Source organism: Lederbergia sp. NSJ-179 (assembly GCF_022867885.1).
Classification (GTDB): domain Bacteria; phylum Bacillota; class Bacilli; order Bacillales; family Bacillaceae_C; genus Lederbergia.
Genome location: NZ_JALIFP010000013.1, coordinates 71,095 through 86,517 on the forward strand (window position 1 = coordinate 71,095; position 15,423 = coordinate 86,517).

Annotated in this window: 11 protein-coding genes; 9 read left to right on the plus strand and 2 right to left on the minus strand. The window is 38.8% G+C overall.

The genetic code is table 11. The annotated features are described in order from the left end of the window. Window positions 1–28 precede the first annotated feature (28 nt). The 7 genes from MUB24_RS11725 (at window position 29) to recQ (ending at window position 10,697) form a co-directional block, all read left to right on the plus strand. Window positions 29–1,342 carry an ABC transporter substrate-binding protein gene (locus MUB24_RS11725; RefSeq protein WP_244704219.1) on the plus strand — a complete coding sequence of 438 codons (1,314 nt, stop codon included), beginning with the start codon at window positions 29–31 and terminating at the stop codon, window positions 1,340–1,342. Window positions 1,343–1,860: 518 nt separating this feature from the next. Further along, a complete protein-coding gene (gene melA, locus MUB24_RS11730) occupies window positions 1,861–3,162 on the plus strand; it encodes an alpha-galactosidase (RefSeq protein WP_244704221.1) in 1,302 nt (433 codons plus the stop codon). Further along, on the plus strand, window positions 3,162–4,124 hold the full coding sequence (locus MUB24_RS11735; RefSeq protein ID WP_244704224.1) for a carbohydrate kinase family protein: 963 nt from the start codon (window positions 3,162–3,164) through the stop codon (window positions 4,122–4,124). The genes melA and MUB24_RS11735 overlap by 1 nt, the downstream gene beginning before the upstream one ends. Window positions 4,125–4,891: 767 nt before the next feature. After that, window positions 4,892–5,818: an Rpn family recombination-promoting nuclease/putative transposase gene (locus tag MUB24_RS11740; protein ID WP_244704226.1), complete on the plus strand. Its 927-nt coding sequence runs from the start codon at window positions 4,892–4,894 to the stop codon at window positions 5,816–5,818. 263 nt (window positions 5,819–6,081) lie between these two features. After that, complete coding sequence (locus MUB24_RS11745) at window positions 6,082–7,272, plus strand: glycine C-acetyltransferase (protein ID WP_244704228.1); 1,191 nt, start codon at window positions 6,082–6,084, stop codon at window positions 7,270–7,272. Between the two features lie 25 nt (window positions 7,273–7,297). Beyond that, entirely contained in the window at window positions 7,298–8,248 is a 951-nt protein-coding gene (locus tag MUB24_RS11750) for an L-threonine 3-dehydrogenase (RefSeq protein ID WP_244704230.1), read from the plus strand. A 316-nt stretch (window positions 8,249–8,564) separates the two neighbouring features. Beyond that, window positions 8,565–10,697, plus strand: a complete 2,133-nt coding sequence (recQ, locus tag MUB24_RS11755) for a DNA helicase RecQ (protein ID WP_244704232.1) — start codon at window positions 8,565–8,567, stop codon at window positions 10,695–10,697. Between the two features lie 46 nt (window positions 10,698–10,743). On the opposite strand, the gene MUB24_RS11760 is transcribed toward recQ, so the two are convergent. Then, window positions 10,744–12,021, minus strand: coding sequence for a YjiH family protein (locus tag MUB24_RS11760; RefSeq protein ID WP_244704305.1), 1,278 nt, complete (start codon window positions 12,019–12,021; stop codon window positions 10,744–10,746). A gap of 180 nt (window positions 12,022–12,201) precedes the next feature. Then, window positions 12,202–12,762, minus strand: a complete 561-nt coding sequence (locus tag MUB24_RS11765; protein ID WP_244704234.1) for a hypothetical protein — start codon at window positions 12,760–12,762, stop codon at window positions 12,202–12,204. 113 nt (window positions 12,763–12,875) lie between these two features. On the opposite strand from MUB24_RS11765, the gene MUB24_RS11770 reads away from it, so the two are divergent. Next, window positions 12,876–13,559, plus strand: coding sequence for a response regulator transcription factor (locus MUB24_RS11770; RefSeq protein WP_244704236.1), 684 nt, complete (start codon window positions 12,876–12,878; stop codon window positions 13,557–13,559). Window position 13,560: 1 nt separating this feature from the next. Beyond that, window positions 13,561–14,562 carry a sensor histidine kinase gene (locus tag MUB24_RS11775; protein ID WP_244704307.1) on the plus strand — a complete coding sequence of 334 codons (1,002 nt, stop codon included), beginning with the start codon at window positions 13,561–13,563 and terminating at the stop codon, window positions 14,560–14,562. The last annotated feature ends 861 nt before the right edge of the window (window positions 14,563–15,423 follow it).

Below are 15,423 nucleotides of genomic sequence, written 5' to 3' on the forward strand. Positions count from 1 at the left end.
ATCGTGATAATTTAAAGGAGATGGTCATGTGGAAAAGGGGAAAGTCTATTTATTCTTTAGTTTGCTGTTTATTTTTACTTTAATTTTGGGGGCTTGTTCAAGTAAAGATACAGGTACCAATAAGGATTCAGATGGTTCAGGTGAAATTACTCTTGGCATTTGGGGGGCATCCGATGAAATTAAACGTGAACAACAATTAATTGACAGTTTTAATGATAAATATCCTGAAGTGAAGGTCAATCTCGTTTATAAGTCTTGGGATAGCTATTGGAATTGGTTAACCTCCCAAGCTTCCTCGAAAGACTTACCTGACCTTTATAAGATTGACCCTGCTTATGTAAACCAATATGCCAAATTAGGGGTTATGAAAGATTTGGGCGATCTAATCAATTCTTCAGATTTTGATCTATCCAATTTCTCACCGAATGTGTTGGATATTCACAGGTTTGAGGATCAGCAAGTTTCTCTTCCAAGAGATGCTAATGTGATTGTCATGGCTTACAATAAGGATATTTTTGATGAGGCAGATTTGCAATATCCTGAGGATGAAATGTCCTGGGAGCAAGTGCTTGAACTGGCAAAAAAATTAACGTTAGATCAAGACGGTAACAATGCATTGAGTTCTTCTTTTGATTCCAAACGTATTAAACAGTTTGGACTTGCAATTAATGCTGCTGGAACTGCAGATTCTGTTTTAGAGCCTGAACTTTGGTCTAACGGAGCTCGATTATTAGATGAGGATCATAAACTCGCTCTTTCCTCCCCAGAGGCGATCGAAGTATTAAACTTTTTCAGAGATTTAACAACTAAATATCACGTAAATGTTCCAGCGAGTCAAATGGAAAAATTGGGAGATGATCCGTTTTTAGTTCTTGGATCGAAAAGAGTAGCAATGTCATTTATCGGTAGTTGGAATGTTCAAACGTTAAAAGATGCGGGAATAAACTTTGATGTCTTTTTACCGCCAAAATTTGATGAAATACAGGCCGTTGTACAGCCTGCCGGCTACGCGATGAGTCCCTATACGAAGAATGAAAAAGCTGCCTGGAAATTGTTGAGTTGGTTGGCTGGCTCAGAGGGACAGAAAGAAATTGCTAAACAAGGACATGCAATTCCCGCAAATAAGATGGCTTTTGAAGACTATCTTCCCAATGATGATAGTTTCAATAAACAGATATTTTTTGAGGCACAATCTAAGTCCATTCCTGATCCATATTTTGAAGACGTAACAAAACTGTGGTGGGAGTATATCCCTCAAAAACTTCAATTACCTTTAAACGGTAAAGGAGACATAGAAAAGGCAGTGGACGAGATTGCAAATCTTTGGGATTCAAAACATTAAAAAAATTTAAGTGGTTTTTTAATCCTTTCAGGAATATTCATTGAATGGTGGCAGACAGTATATAATCGGTTCTGCCCTATAATATGAAATGCTCCTGAAGGGAGTACAAATTGTGATTTTGTTGTTAGGTCTTATTAGGAGAAATTGGTATTGAGGACAATTCTAATTCGGGTTGACTACACAACAAGATGGAATGGTACCTTGGAAGGTAATTTTTTTCCGATTCCACTTGCGACAGGGGCTTGACGTTCCGTATTGTTTTCACATGTAGCTTTAATTTGCCGATTTTTTCTGGAAAGGGCAAATATGTGCTTCTTTAAAACTCTTTTTTATTGGCTAAAGTTACTGCGAAAATAATTAGCCAAGTAACGAGAAATGAGAATCCAAATGTTGAAACGCAGCCATTGTCTAAGAAAGGTTCATGGAATGGATTAAACGAAAAGAAAGAGCAGTATAACTTTTCATTTTAAATAAAAGTATGTATTGACCTTAAATAAAGATGTTGGAGTGAAAGAGGTATGATTAAAATTTCAATTATTGGGGCTGGAAGTGCATTTACACAGGAAATTATCGTGGATATTTTAACAATCGATGGGATTGACGAGGGTATTATTGCACTTGTTGATATTGATGCAGAGCGGTTGGAGATAGCACACAAACTCGTGGAAATGATAGTTGAGAAAACAGGGAAAAAGTGGACAGTGGAATCCTCAACAAATCGTAGGGAGGTCATAGTCAATTCTGATTTTGTAATAAATCAAATTGAGGTTGCGGGTCTGTCAACTGTAAAGATGGAATATGAAATTCCTTTGAAGTATGGTGTTAAGCAGTGTATAGGGGACACGTTGGGTCCCGGTGGTTTATTTAAAACGTTAAGAACGTTACCTGCATGGTTGGAGATTGTGGAGGATATAGAGGAGCTATCTCCGAATGCAACTATTTTAAATTACACAAATCCGATGTCTGCGGTTACCTTAGCTACAACGAAAGTGACATCTATTCCGGTAATTGGATTATGCCATTCTATTCAAAATACCTCACAAGATTTAGCGAAATATTTGGATGTTCCTTACGAAGAATTAAAATGGAAATCAGCGGGTATAAATCATATGTCTTGGTTCGTCGAGTTAACTCATAACGGTAAAGATATGTATCCAGTCCTCAAAGAAAAAATAAAGGATCCGAACTTGTTGGCAAAGGACCCAGTTAAGTTTGATGCGATGAAATATTTGGGGGCCTTTGTGTCAGAATCAAGTGGTCACTTTTCTGAGTATGTTCCATATTATCGAAAGCGCCAGGATCTTATAGATATCCATTGTAGTACGGGTTACAATGGAGGTACAGGCTTTTATGCGAATAACTGGCCTACATGGAGAAAAGAGAATGACGAAATAATAAGAAAAAAGCTAACCGGAGAAGAAGACATTGAACTTACTCCTAGTGGCGAATACGCTGCCGTGATTATTGAAGGAATAGTCAAAAACTCACCTAAGGTTATTTATGGTAACGTATTAAATCAAGGATTAATCGAAAATTTACCAGTTGATGGGGTTGTTGAGGTTGCCTCATTGGTAGATCAAAACGGTGTTCACCCTTGTCGCTTTGGTAGGTTGCCTGAGCATTTAGCTGCACTTTGCCGCAGTAACATGGCTTTTTTTGAGTTGGCCGTTAATGCTGTTTTGAATAAAGATAAAGAAATGGCTATGCACGCCTTGATGTTGGATCCTTTAACCGCTGCTATTTGTTCTCTTGGTGAAATCAAGAACATGTTCGAAGAATTGTTTTTGGCTGAGCGTGAGTACATTGGAGATTTAAAATAATGGTGAAAGGCAAAAAAAATCTGTCCGAAAATAATGTTGTTGTTATCGGTGAATTGAACGTTGATTTTATATTAACCGGAGAGGAAGTAATACCTGAATGGAACCGTGAAAAACTTATCAATGAGTTTAACTTGGTTTTAGGGTCCTCCTCTGCAATAACGGCATGTTGTTTGGCTGGGTTAGGATTAAACGTTCGATTTGTTGGAATGGTCGGGGATGATTCTTTCGGAGAATTTTGTATAGAAAAATTGAAGGCCAGAGGGGTAGATACATCGTACGTAAAAAAGATACCTAATATTAAGACGGGCGTTACTTTATCGTTTTCAACATCAAAGGACAGGGGTCTATTAACCTACATGGGGTCTATTCCACATCTGATGCCAAAAGATTTACCGGAAAATCTATTGGGAATTGCTGATCATATTCATTTCGGTTCTTATTATTTACAAAAAGGAATGCAAGAATACTGGAATCAATTATTTTCAGATGCTCATAAATACGGTATCAGCACATCTTTTGATGTTGGGTGGGATCCATACGAAGAATGGAATAGGGACTCAATAAGTGAGTTGCTTCAGTACACGGATTTATTTATTCCTAGTAAAGATGAGTTTCAGCATATCTTCTTTGACTTGCGTGATAGGAACAGGATCTCCGAGAAACTGCCTGAGAAGAGAGGGATGATTGTTATAAAATGCGGAGCTGAGGGATCGTGTGCCATAGTAGGAAATGAAATGAACAAAGCACCTGGTTATCCCGTAAATGCAGTTGATACGACAGGTGCAGGGGATTCTTTTAATGCTGGGCTTATTTGTGGATATCTTGAAGGGAAACGTGACCTGGAATTGCTGTCTTTTTCTAATGCATGTGGTGCCCTAGCGACCTTACGAATCGGGGGCGCAGAAGATGTACCCAATAAAGAGGAAGTTGAATCGTTTTTAAAAAAGGAAATAGCTAAATGATGAATCCAAAAACCAAATGATTCTTAACCCTTAGCCGTTCATGGCCACTTTTTTTTCTAATCATGTACCTTATATTTGATTGATCTCGATCGGGTTATTTTAAGTATTTTTCCATTTCATTTGAAAAAGGCATAGAAGAGAGTTCGAATAGAGCGATATCCGGTAGTGTTAAAAGTTCTCCGAAAACAAAAAATCAGAAGAAGTACTAGGTCTAGACTGTGATGGTAAGTCGTCGCAATCATTCTTGGCAAAACCGCCAATGGTTTGATATTAGAGTAACGAAGGGGAAAAAGAAGGCATACCGAATAACCTCTTGGTTTTTCCTATTTTAACCCATTGGCAAATGCGGTTTGTCGAGAGCTCGCTCTGTTAATTGCCATAAAGTATAATAGAATTCTTATTATCTTAATCTACACAATAGTAAATGTTAAATATTTCTCCCCAAACTTAACCTATCAATACCTTACAAAACCTTCTCGATGAAGATTTAGGAGGTTTTGTAAGGCAAAAAAAGAACTTGTATGATAGGACTATAATCCCCAATTTTACTGAAAGACGTTTTTAACATCATAAAAGTACTGGAAGTTAATGGTAGTTTCCTGAATAGAATTAGACAAGTATTATGCCCACAGGTTTCAGTTATCCACATTCCAATTTCGTGTTCTATATTCCATAGGGGTATTTTTTGTATTTTTAAAACATTTTTGAAAAATGGAACTGGTCAGCAAACCCGGTCATTTCAGATATTTGATGAAGGATGTGTTATGATGACCATAACTGAACTACATTATGAAAAACCTACTCATTCTATTCCTCCACTTAAAGTCAGAGAAGACCCCACGGATTACAACCAACAGATGAGGAAGGAAAAGCTGCTCAAAAATCAGTTGCAGAAGAATATGGATTATGATGAGCTACGACCCGTGAATTCCATTAATATTCTTAATTTTCCCGTATTCACTCAAACAGAACGCTTTCATACGTCTTATCATCTCTACGAAGATGAGGAACAATTCAGGCTGTCGAATATAATGGAGTTTCATTTTGTTGAGATGCCGAAGTTAATAAAAGATTGGCAAGTTGATAAACTAGATCCATGGAATGATGTACTAGCAAGATGGCTCTTGATGTTAGGTATGGTCGATGGTAGAAAGGGGAAAATCTATGACGATATTTTTAAGGAATTGGAGGAGATAGCCATGAAGGATCCGATCTTGCGTAGGGCTTTTGAAGACTGGGAGGAGTCGAGCATGACGGAGGAGGAAATCTATGCTTATGAATCACGGTTGAAGTATATTTTGGATAAAGAGGAGGACGAACGCAAGAAGAAATTATTCGTCCAGCAACAAAAGGCTTTTGAACAAGAAAAGAAAGAGTTTGAGCAGAGGAAGAGAGATCTAGAACAAGAACAGAAAGGTCTCGAACAAAAGCGGAAAGGTTTAGAACAAGAAAAGAAAGGTTTAGAACTAGAGAAGAAAATTTGGGAGCAAGAAAAGAAAGAAATAGAGCAAGAGAAAAGGCGTATTAAACAATTAAAAGATGCCAATCATAAAGCAAATGAAGCAGAACAAACTGCTAAAAGAAGGATTGCCCTCCATCTTTTGGAAAGGGGCATGCCCATCAAATTTGTTGCGGAATCAACGGATCTGGATGAGGACAAAGTGACTGAAATTCAACGTGAAATGAAAGAATAAGGACGTTCCTATTCATTCATATAGACGGTCGATTATGGATATATGAGCCGGCCGCGCTGCCGGCAACAGAAGTATGAAATCAGAGGGACTTTGTTCCCTCTATTTTTTGTGTAAAATTGTCCTTTATCAATGTACATTTTCTGTGCATATGGTATAGTATGTGTATAAATCAGTGTTATGTAAGAACTATTGTATTTTTGGAGTGGACATTTGTATATTATACACTGACATGGGAACAATGATAACGATATGGAGGGATTGGAATGACAAGTCAAAATTTACACAAATTTTTAACAGAGAATTTAGACACGTTGCGGGAGCAAGGGCTTTATAATGAAATTGATGTTGTGGAAAGTCCTAATGGACCGATGATCAAACTTAATGGTAAAAAGTTGATCAATTTGTCTTCTAATAATTATTTGGGGTTAGCTACAGATGATTGTTTAAAGGAAGTAGCGATTACGGCGATTCAAGATTGGGGAGTTGGAGCAGGTGCGGTTCGTACAATAAATGGTACTTTACAGGTCCATACGAGGCTGGAAGAAAAGCTAGCTGAATTTAAAGGAACGGAAGCAGCGATCTCTTATCAATCAGGCTTTAACTGTAATATGGCAGCGATTTCAGCAGTAATGGATAAAAATGATGCGATTTTATCGGATGAGTTGAACCATGCTTCGATTATCGATGGTTGCCGCTTGTCTAAAGCAAAAATTATTCGGGTCAACCATTCTGATATGGATGATTTACGGCAAAAGGCGAAAGAAGCTAAGGAATCCGGTCTATATAATAAGATCATGGTGATTACGGATGGCGTCTTTTCAATGGATGGAGATATCGCTAAGCTGCCAGAAATTGTGGATATTGCTGAGGAGTTTGACCTTATTACGTATGTTGATGATGCTCATGGATCCGGTGTACTTGGCAACGGAGCTGGTACTGTGAAGCATTTTGGTCTGCAAGAGAAGGTGGATTTCCAGATTGGAACACTATCGAAAGCGATTGGGGTTGTTGGGGGATATGTCGCCGGCAAGAAAGAATTAATTGATTGGTTGAAAGTTCGGTCTCGTCCCTTCTTGTTTTCTACGGCTGTTACACCTGCAGATGCCGTAGCCGCCACAAAAGCGATCGAAATCTTAATGGAAAGCAAAGAACTAAATGAACGACTCTGGGAAAATGGCGATTATTTGAAAAAAGGGTTGCAGGATTTAGGGTTTGATATTGGTCATAGTGAAACACCGATAACACCCTGCATCATTGGCGAAGAAAAGGCAACGCAACAATTTAGTAAGCGGCTTTTCGAAGAAGGGGTATATGCAAAATCCATCGTTTTTCCAACGGTACCAAAAGGAACCGGTCGCGTTCGAAATATGCCGACAACCGCTCATACGAAGGAGATGCTTGATCAAGCCATAGCTGTTTATGAGAAGGTTGGGAAAGAAATCGGAATCATCTAAACAAGCTGGATCAGGGGGAAGTCCAATGAAAAAAATTTTGGTAACAGGTGCGCTTGGGCAAATAGGGTCGGAATTGATCGTGAAGCTGCGAAATCTATATGGGGAGAATAATGTTATTGCTACAGATATTCGCAAAAATGATTCAGTTGCAGCTTTATCTGGGCCATTCAAGCTTCTAGATGTGGCAGATGGGGAAAAGATGTTTCAATTGGCGAAGCAGAACCAAGTGGATGCTATCATTCATTTGGCCGCCATGTTATCAGCAGTTGCCGAGAAAAAACCGCTTGCTGCTTGGCATTTGAATATGGGTGGATTAATCAATGCGCTTGAGACAGCCAAAGAGCTAGGCATTCAATTATTTGCGCCAAGTTCGATTGGGTCTTTCGGGCCAACCACACCGAAAGATAAGGCTCCACAAGATACAATTCAACGGCCAACCTCGATGTACGGAGTGAACAAGGTAGCTGGTGAGCTTTTATGTGATTACTATTTCGCGAGGTTTGGCGTGGATACACGCGGAGTTCGTTTTCCTGGTTTAATCTCATATGTGACTCCTCCTGGAGGAGGGACAACGGATTATGCTGTTGAAATATATTATGATGCCGTTGAAAAGGGGCGTTACCAGTCTTTTATTAATAAAGGGACTTATATGGATATGATGTTTATGCCGGATGCGCTCGAAGCCGTTGTGCAATTGATGGAGGCGGATCCAGCAAAATTACAGCATCGAAATGCCTATAATATAACAGCGATGAGTCTAGAACCAGAGGAAATTGCCACAGAAATTCGGAAACATATTCCATCCTTTGTATTAGATTACCAAGTTGATCCTGCTCGTCAAGCGATTGCAGACAGCTGGCCTAACTCTATTGATGATTCTGCTGCCCGGGAAGAATGGGGGTTCCGCCCACAGTATAATCTAGAGAAAATGACGGCCGATATGTTAGAAAAAATCCGTGAAAAAGCGAAGGTATAAAAGGCGGTTAGTTATTACATGGATACTAGTAAAGGCTATTTGGCTTGAAAGACAAATAGCCTTTTAGAAATGAACGGATCTGTCCTTGTCGACAAGAATCGACCTTTTTCGGGAGGTGCCAGGCACTTGCACTTAATGGAGGACCATGAGCGGATCAGCTGTGCAGATTTTTTCTAAACGACTTACCTAATCAATAGCCTTCCATGTTTCAGTCCACTTAAAAAGTCAATTCTACTATTACAACCGCTGTTGTTGCTTCGCTCCATAGCTTCTTTTTGGTATACTATTCTTATCTATTCAATTGGAGGGTCGTTCATTGTTGACCAAAGGAAAACAATTACTTCAAACCCATTTCGGATACGAGCAATTTCGAAAAGGACAAGAAGATATTATTCAGAAGGTATTAGCTGGAAAAGATACCCTTGCCATTATGCCGACAGGTGGAGGGAAATCAATCTGTTATCAAATCCCAGCGATGTTGTTGCCAGGTGTGACGATTGTGGTTTCTCCTCTGATCTCATTGATGAAAGACCAAGTTGATGCCTTAGATAAGGCTGGAATTCCCTCAACCTATATTAATAGTGCTGTTCCCAATGACGAAATTCAGCAACGACTTGCAGATGTTTATAATGGGAAATATAAACTTGTTTATATTGCACCCGAGCGATTAGAAGTAGCATCTTTTAAAAGAATGATAGAAAGAATTCATATTTCCTGCCTAGCGATTGATGAAGCGCATTGTATTTCTCAATGGGGGCATGATTTTCGTCCCAGCTATTTACAAATCAAACATTTGATTAACGATATTCAACCAAAACCGGTTGTCCTCGCTTTGACCGCAACTGCCACACCGCAAGTTCAGCAAGATATTTGCAAGCTTATCCATATTGATAATGAGAATGTCGTCATGACAGGGTTTGAGCGTGAAAATCTTCATTTTCAAGTGGTGAAAGGGCAGGATCGTGATCGTTATGTATTGGATTATATGGAGAAAAACCAAGGACAATCCGGGATTATTTATGCGGCCACTAGAAAAGAAGTAGACAGGCTTTATCAACTACTGGATAGAAAAGGTGTATCCGTAGGTAGGTACCATGCGGGCCTGTCAGAAAAAATTCGAAATGAGCAACAAGAAAAATTTTTATACGATGATTTGACGGTTATGGTTGCAACCAATGCTTTTGGGATGGGGATTAATAAATCCAACGTCCGTTTTGTGATCCATTACCATATTCCTCGTAATATGGAATCTTATTATCAAGAGGCTGGCAGAGCAGGAAGAGATGGGGAAGAGAGTGCTTGCATTCTTTTATTCGCTCCTCAAGACACTCATATTCAGTCTTTTTTAATTGAGCAATCCGACATGGATGAACAGAGAAAAGAAAATGAATATGGCAAATTGCGTAAAATGGTCGCTTATGGGCATACGGAATCTTGCTTGCAACAATACATTCTTCAATATTTTGGGGAGAAAAAACCACCTGAATGTGGGAAATGCGGAAATTGCACAGATCAGCGTGAGCAAATGGATGTGACGAGAGAAGCACAAATGGTCCTTTCTTGTATCCGCAGAATGAAGGAACGGTTTGGGAAAACAATGGTCAGCCAGGTGTTAACTGGATCAGCAAATCAGAAGGTGAAAAACTTTGGGTTCCAAAACTTATCTACATATGGGATTATGAAAGATAAGACGCAAAAAGAGGTAAATGAATTTATTGATTTTTTAACGGCGGAAGGTTATTTAAAACCCACAGACGGCACCTATCCTCTTCTGATGCTTACGGAGAAAGCGGGGGAGATTTTAAAAGGCAATGAGCCTGTTTTTCGAAAGGAAAAAGTGCAAATCGCACAAATTGTGGAAGATGATGAGTTATTTGAGAGACTGCGGCAATTACGAAGGGAGATCGCCACTGAAGAGAAAGTCCCGCCCTATATCATTTTTTCCGACGTCACATTAAAAGAAATGAGCGGGAGATTGCCATTGAATGAGGCTGAGCTCATGCAAATTAAAGGTGTTGGAGAGAGGAAATTAGAGGCATATGGGGAAAAGTTTTTAGTGGTTATTCAAAATTATTCTGAAGAAAAAGGGATAGAGAGAAAAACCTTTTCGCCCTCCTATGTCATCGAAAAGACCACCGCTCAAAGTTCAAAACAACCAAGCCATCAGATCACATACCAATTATTGCAAGAAGGAATGGAAATTTCAGAGATTGCAGCAGAACGGGGACTCTCCACTAGAACTGTGGAAGGTCATATTGTAAAATGTGACCAGGAAGGTTGGACTGTTCAATGGGATCGATTCCTTCCGCATGAATGTGAACCACTTATTGCAAAAGCAGTAAAAGAGGCGGAGACAACAAGATTAACACCTATAAAAGAATTATTACCTGATGACATTAGCTTCTTTATGATTCGCGCTTATTTACAGAAACATAAAGAGGTTTTGTGACATGGGAGGAGAAAAGAGGCAGTCTTAAGCGACCGCCTCTTTTCTATTAAAAAAGTAAATGCGCAATCAAGGTAATGATCGGTAAGGTAATGAGTGTTCTCAGAAGAAAGATAATGATTAAATCCTTCATATTGACAGGAATCTTAGAACCGATTAGAAGGCCGCCGACTTCAGACATATAAATAAGCTGTGTAACGGAAACACTGGCAATAATGAAACGAGTCATGTCTGATTCAATGTCACCTGCCAAAATAGATGGAAGGAACATATCAGCAAAGCCAACTACGAGTGTTTGAGAAGCGGCCTGGGCTTCAGGAATGCCGAGTAATTGCAGCAATGGAATAAACGGAATGCCTAGCCATTGAAAAATCGGGGTGTACTCCGCAATAATTAATGCTAATGTTCCAAGGGCCATCACTATGGGAGCAACACCCATCCACATATCTAATATATTTTTGCTACCATCTAAAAGAAACTTCGACACGCTGCTACTTTTCTTCGCTTGGATTAGAGCTTGTTCTAATCCATAGCCTATTCTGGAATATCCTTCTGGAATGAGCTCAGAAGCATGATCCCTTTCTTTCCCATTCATATACGTATTTGCCTTTTTGGAAAGGGGCCATATTCGGGGCAAAATGATCGCAGCGATAACCCCTGAAAAGGTAATTCCAAAATAATAAGGAACAAAATAGTTCATCAAATCAACTCTTTTTAAAACAACAATACTAAATGTGATGGAGACAACAGAAAAAGTCGTTCCAATAATGGCTGCTTCCCGTTTTGTATAATGCCCTTCTTCATACTGCTTACTAGTTAGTAAAACTCCAATGGTTCCATCTCCAAGCCAAGAAGCCAATGCATCGATGGAAGAACGACCAGGCAGCTTGAAAACGGGTCGCATAATTTTCGTCATTAAAGCGCCAAACAGCTCTAGTAAACCGAAATTTAATAGAAGAGGTAAAAGCAAGCCTGCAAATAAAAATACACCAAAAAGTACAGGTAATAAATCATAAAGTAAAGTACCTCCTGTCTCCTCAGACCAAATCGCTTCTGGTCCGAGGCGGAAATACACCATCACAGCAAAAATAGTGGCTAATATTCTAGCAATCACCCAAACCGGATGAATATCAAATAAATTGGTCAGAAAAGGGGATGTCTTTATAAATGCTGGTTTTACCGTTTTGGCCACTATAGTACCGAATAAGGCAAAGATGATGATCCACACCATCATTGTTGGAATAATCGGGCCAATCAGATCTTGAATAAGATCCGATAAAACAGCAATAGGAATCGTAACTCCATCAGAAGAAGGAATGGGAATCATAAATAGGAAGATACCAATTAAAGACGGGATTAAAAATAATAAAAAGTTATTGAAGGAAAAAGTATTTTTGTTCAAAATGTTCACCTTTCATACATCTAAATTTACTTCTCTATTCTAGTGTATATTTATAAAAAAATCCACATAATTATACCTGGGATATTCTTTCTCGTGATATACTCATTATACGGCCACCGGTTCGAGCATAGCCGTTTTTAACTGATAATAGATAAGCAAATCTCGATTATAAGGGGCTGTATATGTTAAAAGGCTGTTGAATTGAACTTGGTCCATAATCGGTGATTCCACGATTGAATGTCGCTGATTAAGAGTATGGGCGTTTAACCAAGCTGTTTCTTCAAAACGATAATTCATCTCATGATCTTCTATATCCCACTGGAAAAGCTCTATATTTCTACATCGTTCAGAATAGGTATGGGCTTTTTTTATTTGATAAATGTGGTAGGATTTTGGAATAGAGGCCAATAAAGCTTTACGATCAAGAAAATGTCCTAATTCATGAAGCGTTAACGCTTGGACAAAGGCCTTCAATGCAACCGCCTCTCGCATTTCTCTATGAGACTGAATCAATCTTTTTGGATTGAAGCCAATAAAATTTTCTAAGAAATGATAACTCATATTGACACCTGATTGCCGTTGCTTGATTCGCATAGGCAGTTGGGCTGCTTCTGTGGCTTTATGAATCCAATTTTTTATTTGCTTACACTGAGTTCTTCTATTCAATTTTTCCCCTCTTTTTCTAAAAAAATCAGTCTCCTCATTATAACGTAAAATCGGTCCATAAGAGTAGGGGAAATGGGAAAAAGGAAAACGACAAAAAAATAGGGTGAAGGAAAATGAACATTTTAATTGTAGAAGATGATAAAACGATCGCATCGGGGTTAGAATATTCGCTCAAACAGGACCACTATTCAACCATTCTTTGTTATGATGCTGCTTCCGCTAAAAAGATTGTAACAGAAGAATTGAATGGAATTGATTTGTGCTTGTTTGATTTATCTTTGCCAGATGGCAGCGGCTATGAATTATGTCAAATCGTTAAAGAGCGTGCCGATATCCCTGTTATTTTTTTGACAGCGATTGATGATGAAGTGAATGTTGTAATGGGATTAGATATGGGCGCGGATGATTACATTACAAAACCTTTTCGTATTCGGGAACTGTTATCTCGTATTAAATCGGTATTACGTCGATATCAGAAACAACCGAAGACAAAATCGATTATTGATCTTGAGAATATCCGAATTAATCTCCTTGAAGGAAAAGTATATAAAAATGGAGAGGAAGTTGTGTTAACGGCATTGGAATATCGTTTGCTGCTTATTTTTGCTAATCATATCGGACAGGTTTTGTCGCGAAACCAGCTGTTAGAGCAAATTTGGGATGTAGCTGGGGACTTTGTGAATGACAATACATTGACTGTCTACATCAAAAGGCTGCGAGAAAAATTAGAAGATGAACCACAAAATCCACGAATGATCAAAACTATTCGTGGTTTGGGGTATAAGATTGGGGATTAGTATGATTCGTAATCGGGAGTTTCAAATTTTATTACTAGTGCTAGGGAGTATCACCATTGTCGGGGGTATAACGGCAGGGTTTTTTTCAACCAGATCAGCCATTGTTGTATGGATCACATCCATCATATTGATTGGCACCTGCATATTTTTTACAAGCTGGAGATATCGCGAAATAGAAAATTTATCAAGGTATTTACGCCAAATTAGTGCTGGAGATTATTCCTTGGATGTTAGGGATAATCGGGAAGGCGAACTGAGCATTCTAAAAAATGAAATCTATAAAGTGACCATGACGTTATCAGAACAGAGGTCGCTTTTGCATGAGGATAAAATGCGTCTAATGAACGCTATTTCGGATATCTCCCATCAATTGAAAACACCACTAACTTCTATGACGGTGATGGCAGACTTACTAAGCGACGATGATTTGCCAACCGAAAAACGAAAGGAATTCGTCCAAAATATTCAAATTCAACTCGAACGGATTGAATGGCTTGTTTCATCTTTATTAAAAATATCGAAAATCGATGCGGGTACCGTGCTTTTTAAAAAAGAGCAAGTTTTGGTAGAGGAACTGATTCAAAAGGCCTTAAAGCCTGTCCTCATTCCCATGGATATCAAAGCACAAACCGTTTCTATCCATGGCGATCAACAGGTGTCCTTCCAAGGAGATCTTAATTGGACAGTGGAAGCTTTGGTCAATATCTTAAAAAACTGTGTAGAACATACGGGGATAGGAGGAGGGATCACGATCACCTATGGAGAAAACGCCTTGTTCACAGAAATCGTGATTGCCGATACTGGAAAAGGCATTCCGAAAGAAGATTTGCCCTATATTTTTAGACGGTTTTATAAGGGGAAAACTGGGAGTGAAGAAAGTGTCGGCATTGGCCTGGCCATGGCTCATAGCATTATCACAAGTCAAAGCGGATCCATTGATGTACAAAGTGAAATGGGAAAAGGCACACGCTTTATTATTAAATTTTATAAGCAAGTTGTATAAAGAGGTTTGGTTATACTCAACTGTAGAAAGACCACCTAAATGCGTCTATGTTCTCGGAGTTATCGAAAAGTGGTCAAAGTGGGTACATAAATATGATTTATGAGCCTAAAATCATGTCAAAGCAAGAAAAATGGTCGGATAGGGGTGTTTTATGAGCCCAAAATCATGTCAAAGCAAGAAAAATGGTCGCATAGGGGTGTTTTATGAGCCCAAAATCATGTCAAAGCAAGAAAAATGGTCGCATAGGGGTGTTTTATGAGCCCAAAATATGTCAAAGAAAGAAAATGGTCGCATAGGCATGTTTTATGAGCCCAAAACGATGACAAATAGAAAAAATGGTCTCATAGGCGTGTTTTATGAGCCCAAAATCATGTCAAAGCAGGAAAAATGGTCGCATAGGGGTGTTTTATGAGCCCAAAACGATGTCAAATAGAAAAAATGGTCGCATAGGGGTGTTTTATGAGCCCAAAATCATGTCAAAGCAAGAAAAATGGTCGCATAGGGGTGTTTTATAAGCCCAAAATCATGTCAAAGTAAGAAAAATGGTCGGATAGGCATGTTTTATGAGCCCAAAACGATGACAAATAGAAAAAATGGTCTCATAGGCATGTTTTATGAGCCCAAAATCATGTCAAAGCAAGAAAAATGGTCGCATAGGGGTGTTTTATGAGCCCAAAACGATGTCTAATAGAAAAAATGGTCCCATAAGCATGTTTTATGAATCCAAAATCATGTCAAAGCAAGAAAAATGGTCTCATAGGCGTGTTTTATGAGCCCAAAATCATGTCAAAGAAAGAAAATGGTCGCATAGGCATGTTTTATGAGCCCAAAACGATGACAAATAGAAAAAATGGTCTCATA

What these genes read in the sequence shown, in the direction of transcription:
- melA (WP_244704221.1), top strand. Translation starts at nt 1,861, where the DNA reads ATGATTAAAATTTCAATTATTGGGGCTGGAAGTGCATTTACACAGGAA.
- MUB24_RS11735 (WP_244704224.1), top strand. Translation starts at nt 3,162, where the DNA reads ATGGTGAAAGGCAAAAAAAATCTGTCCGAAAATAATGTTGTTGTTATC.
- MUB24_RS11740 (WP_244704226.1), top strand. Translation starts at nt 4,892, where the DNA reads ATGACCATAACTGAACTACATTATGAAAAACCTACTCATTCTATTCCT.
- MUB24_RS11745 (WP_244704228.1), top strand. Translation starts at nt 6,082, where the DNA reads ATGACAAGTCAAAATTTACACAAATTTTTAACAGAGAATTTAGACACG.
- MUB24_RS11750 (WP_244704230.1), top strand. Translation starts at nt 7,298, where the DNA reads ATGAAAAAAATTTTGGTAACAGGTGCGCTTGGGCAAATAGGGTCGGAA.
- MUB24_RS11760 (WP_244704305.1), bottom strand. Translation starts at nt 12,021, where the DNA reads ATGATTCCCATTCCTTCTTCTGATGGAGTTACGATTCCTATTGCTGTT.
- MUB24_RS11770 (WP_244704236.1), top strand. Translation starts at nt 12,876, where the DNA reads ATGAACATTTTAATTGTAGAAGATGATAAAACGATCGCATCGGGGTTA.
- MUB24_RS11775 (WP_244704307.1), top strand. Translation starts at nt 13,561, where the DNA reads ATGATTCGTAATCGGGAGTTTCAAATTTTATTACTAGTGCTAGGGAGT.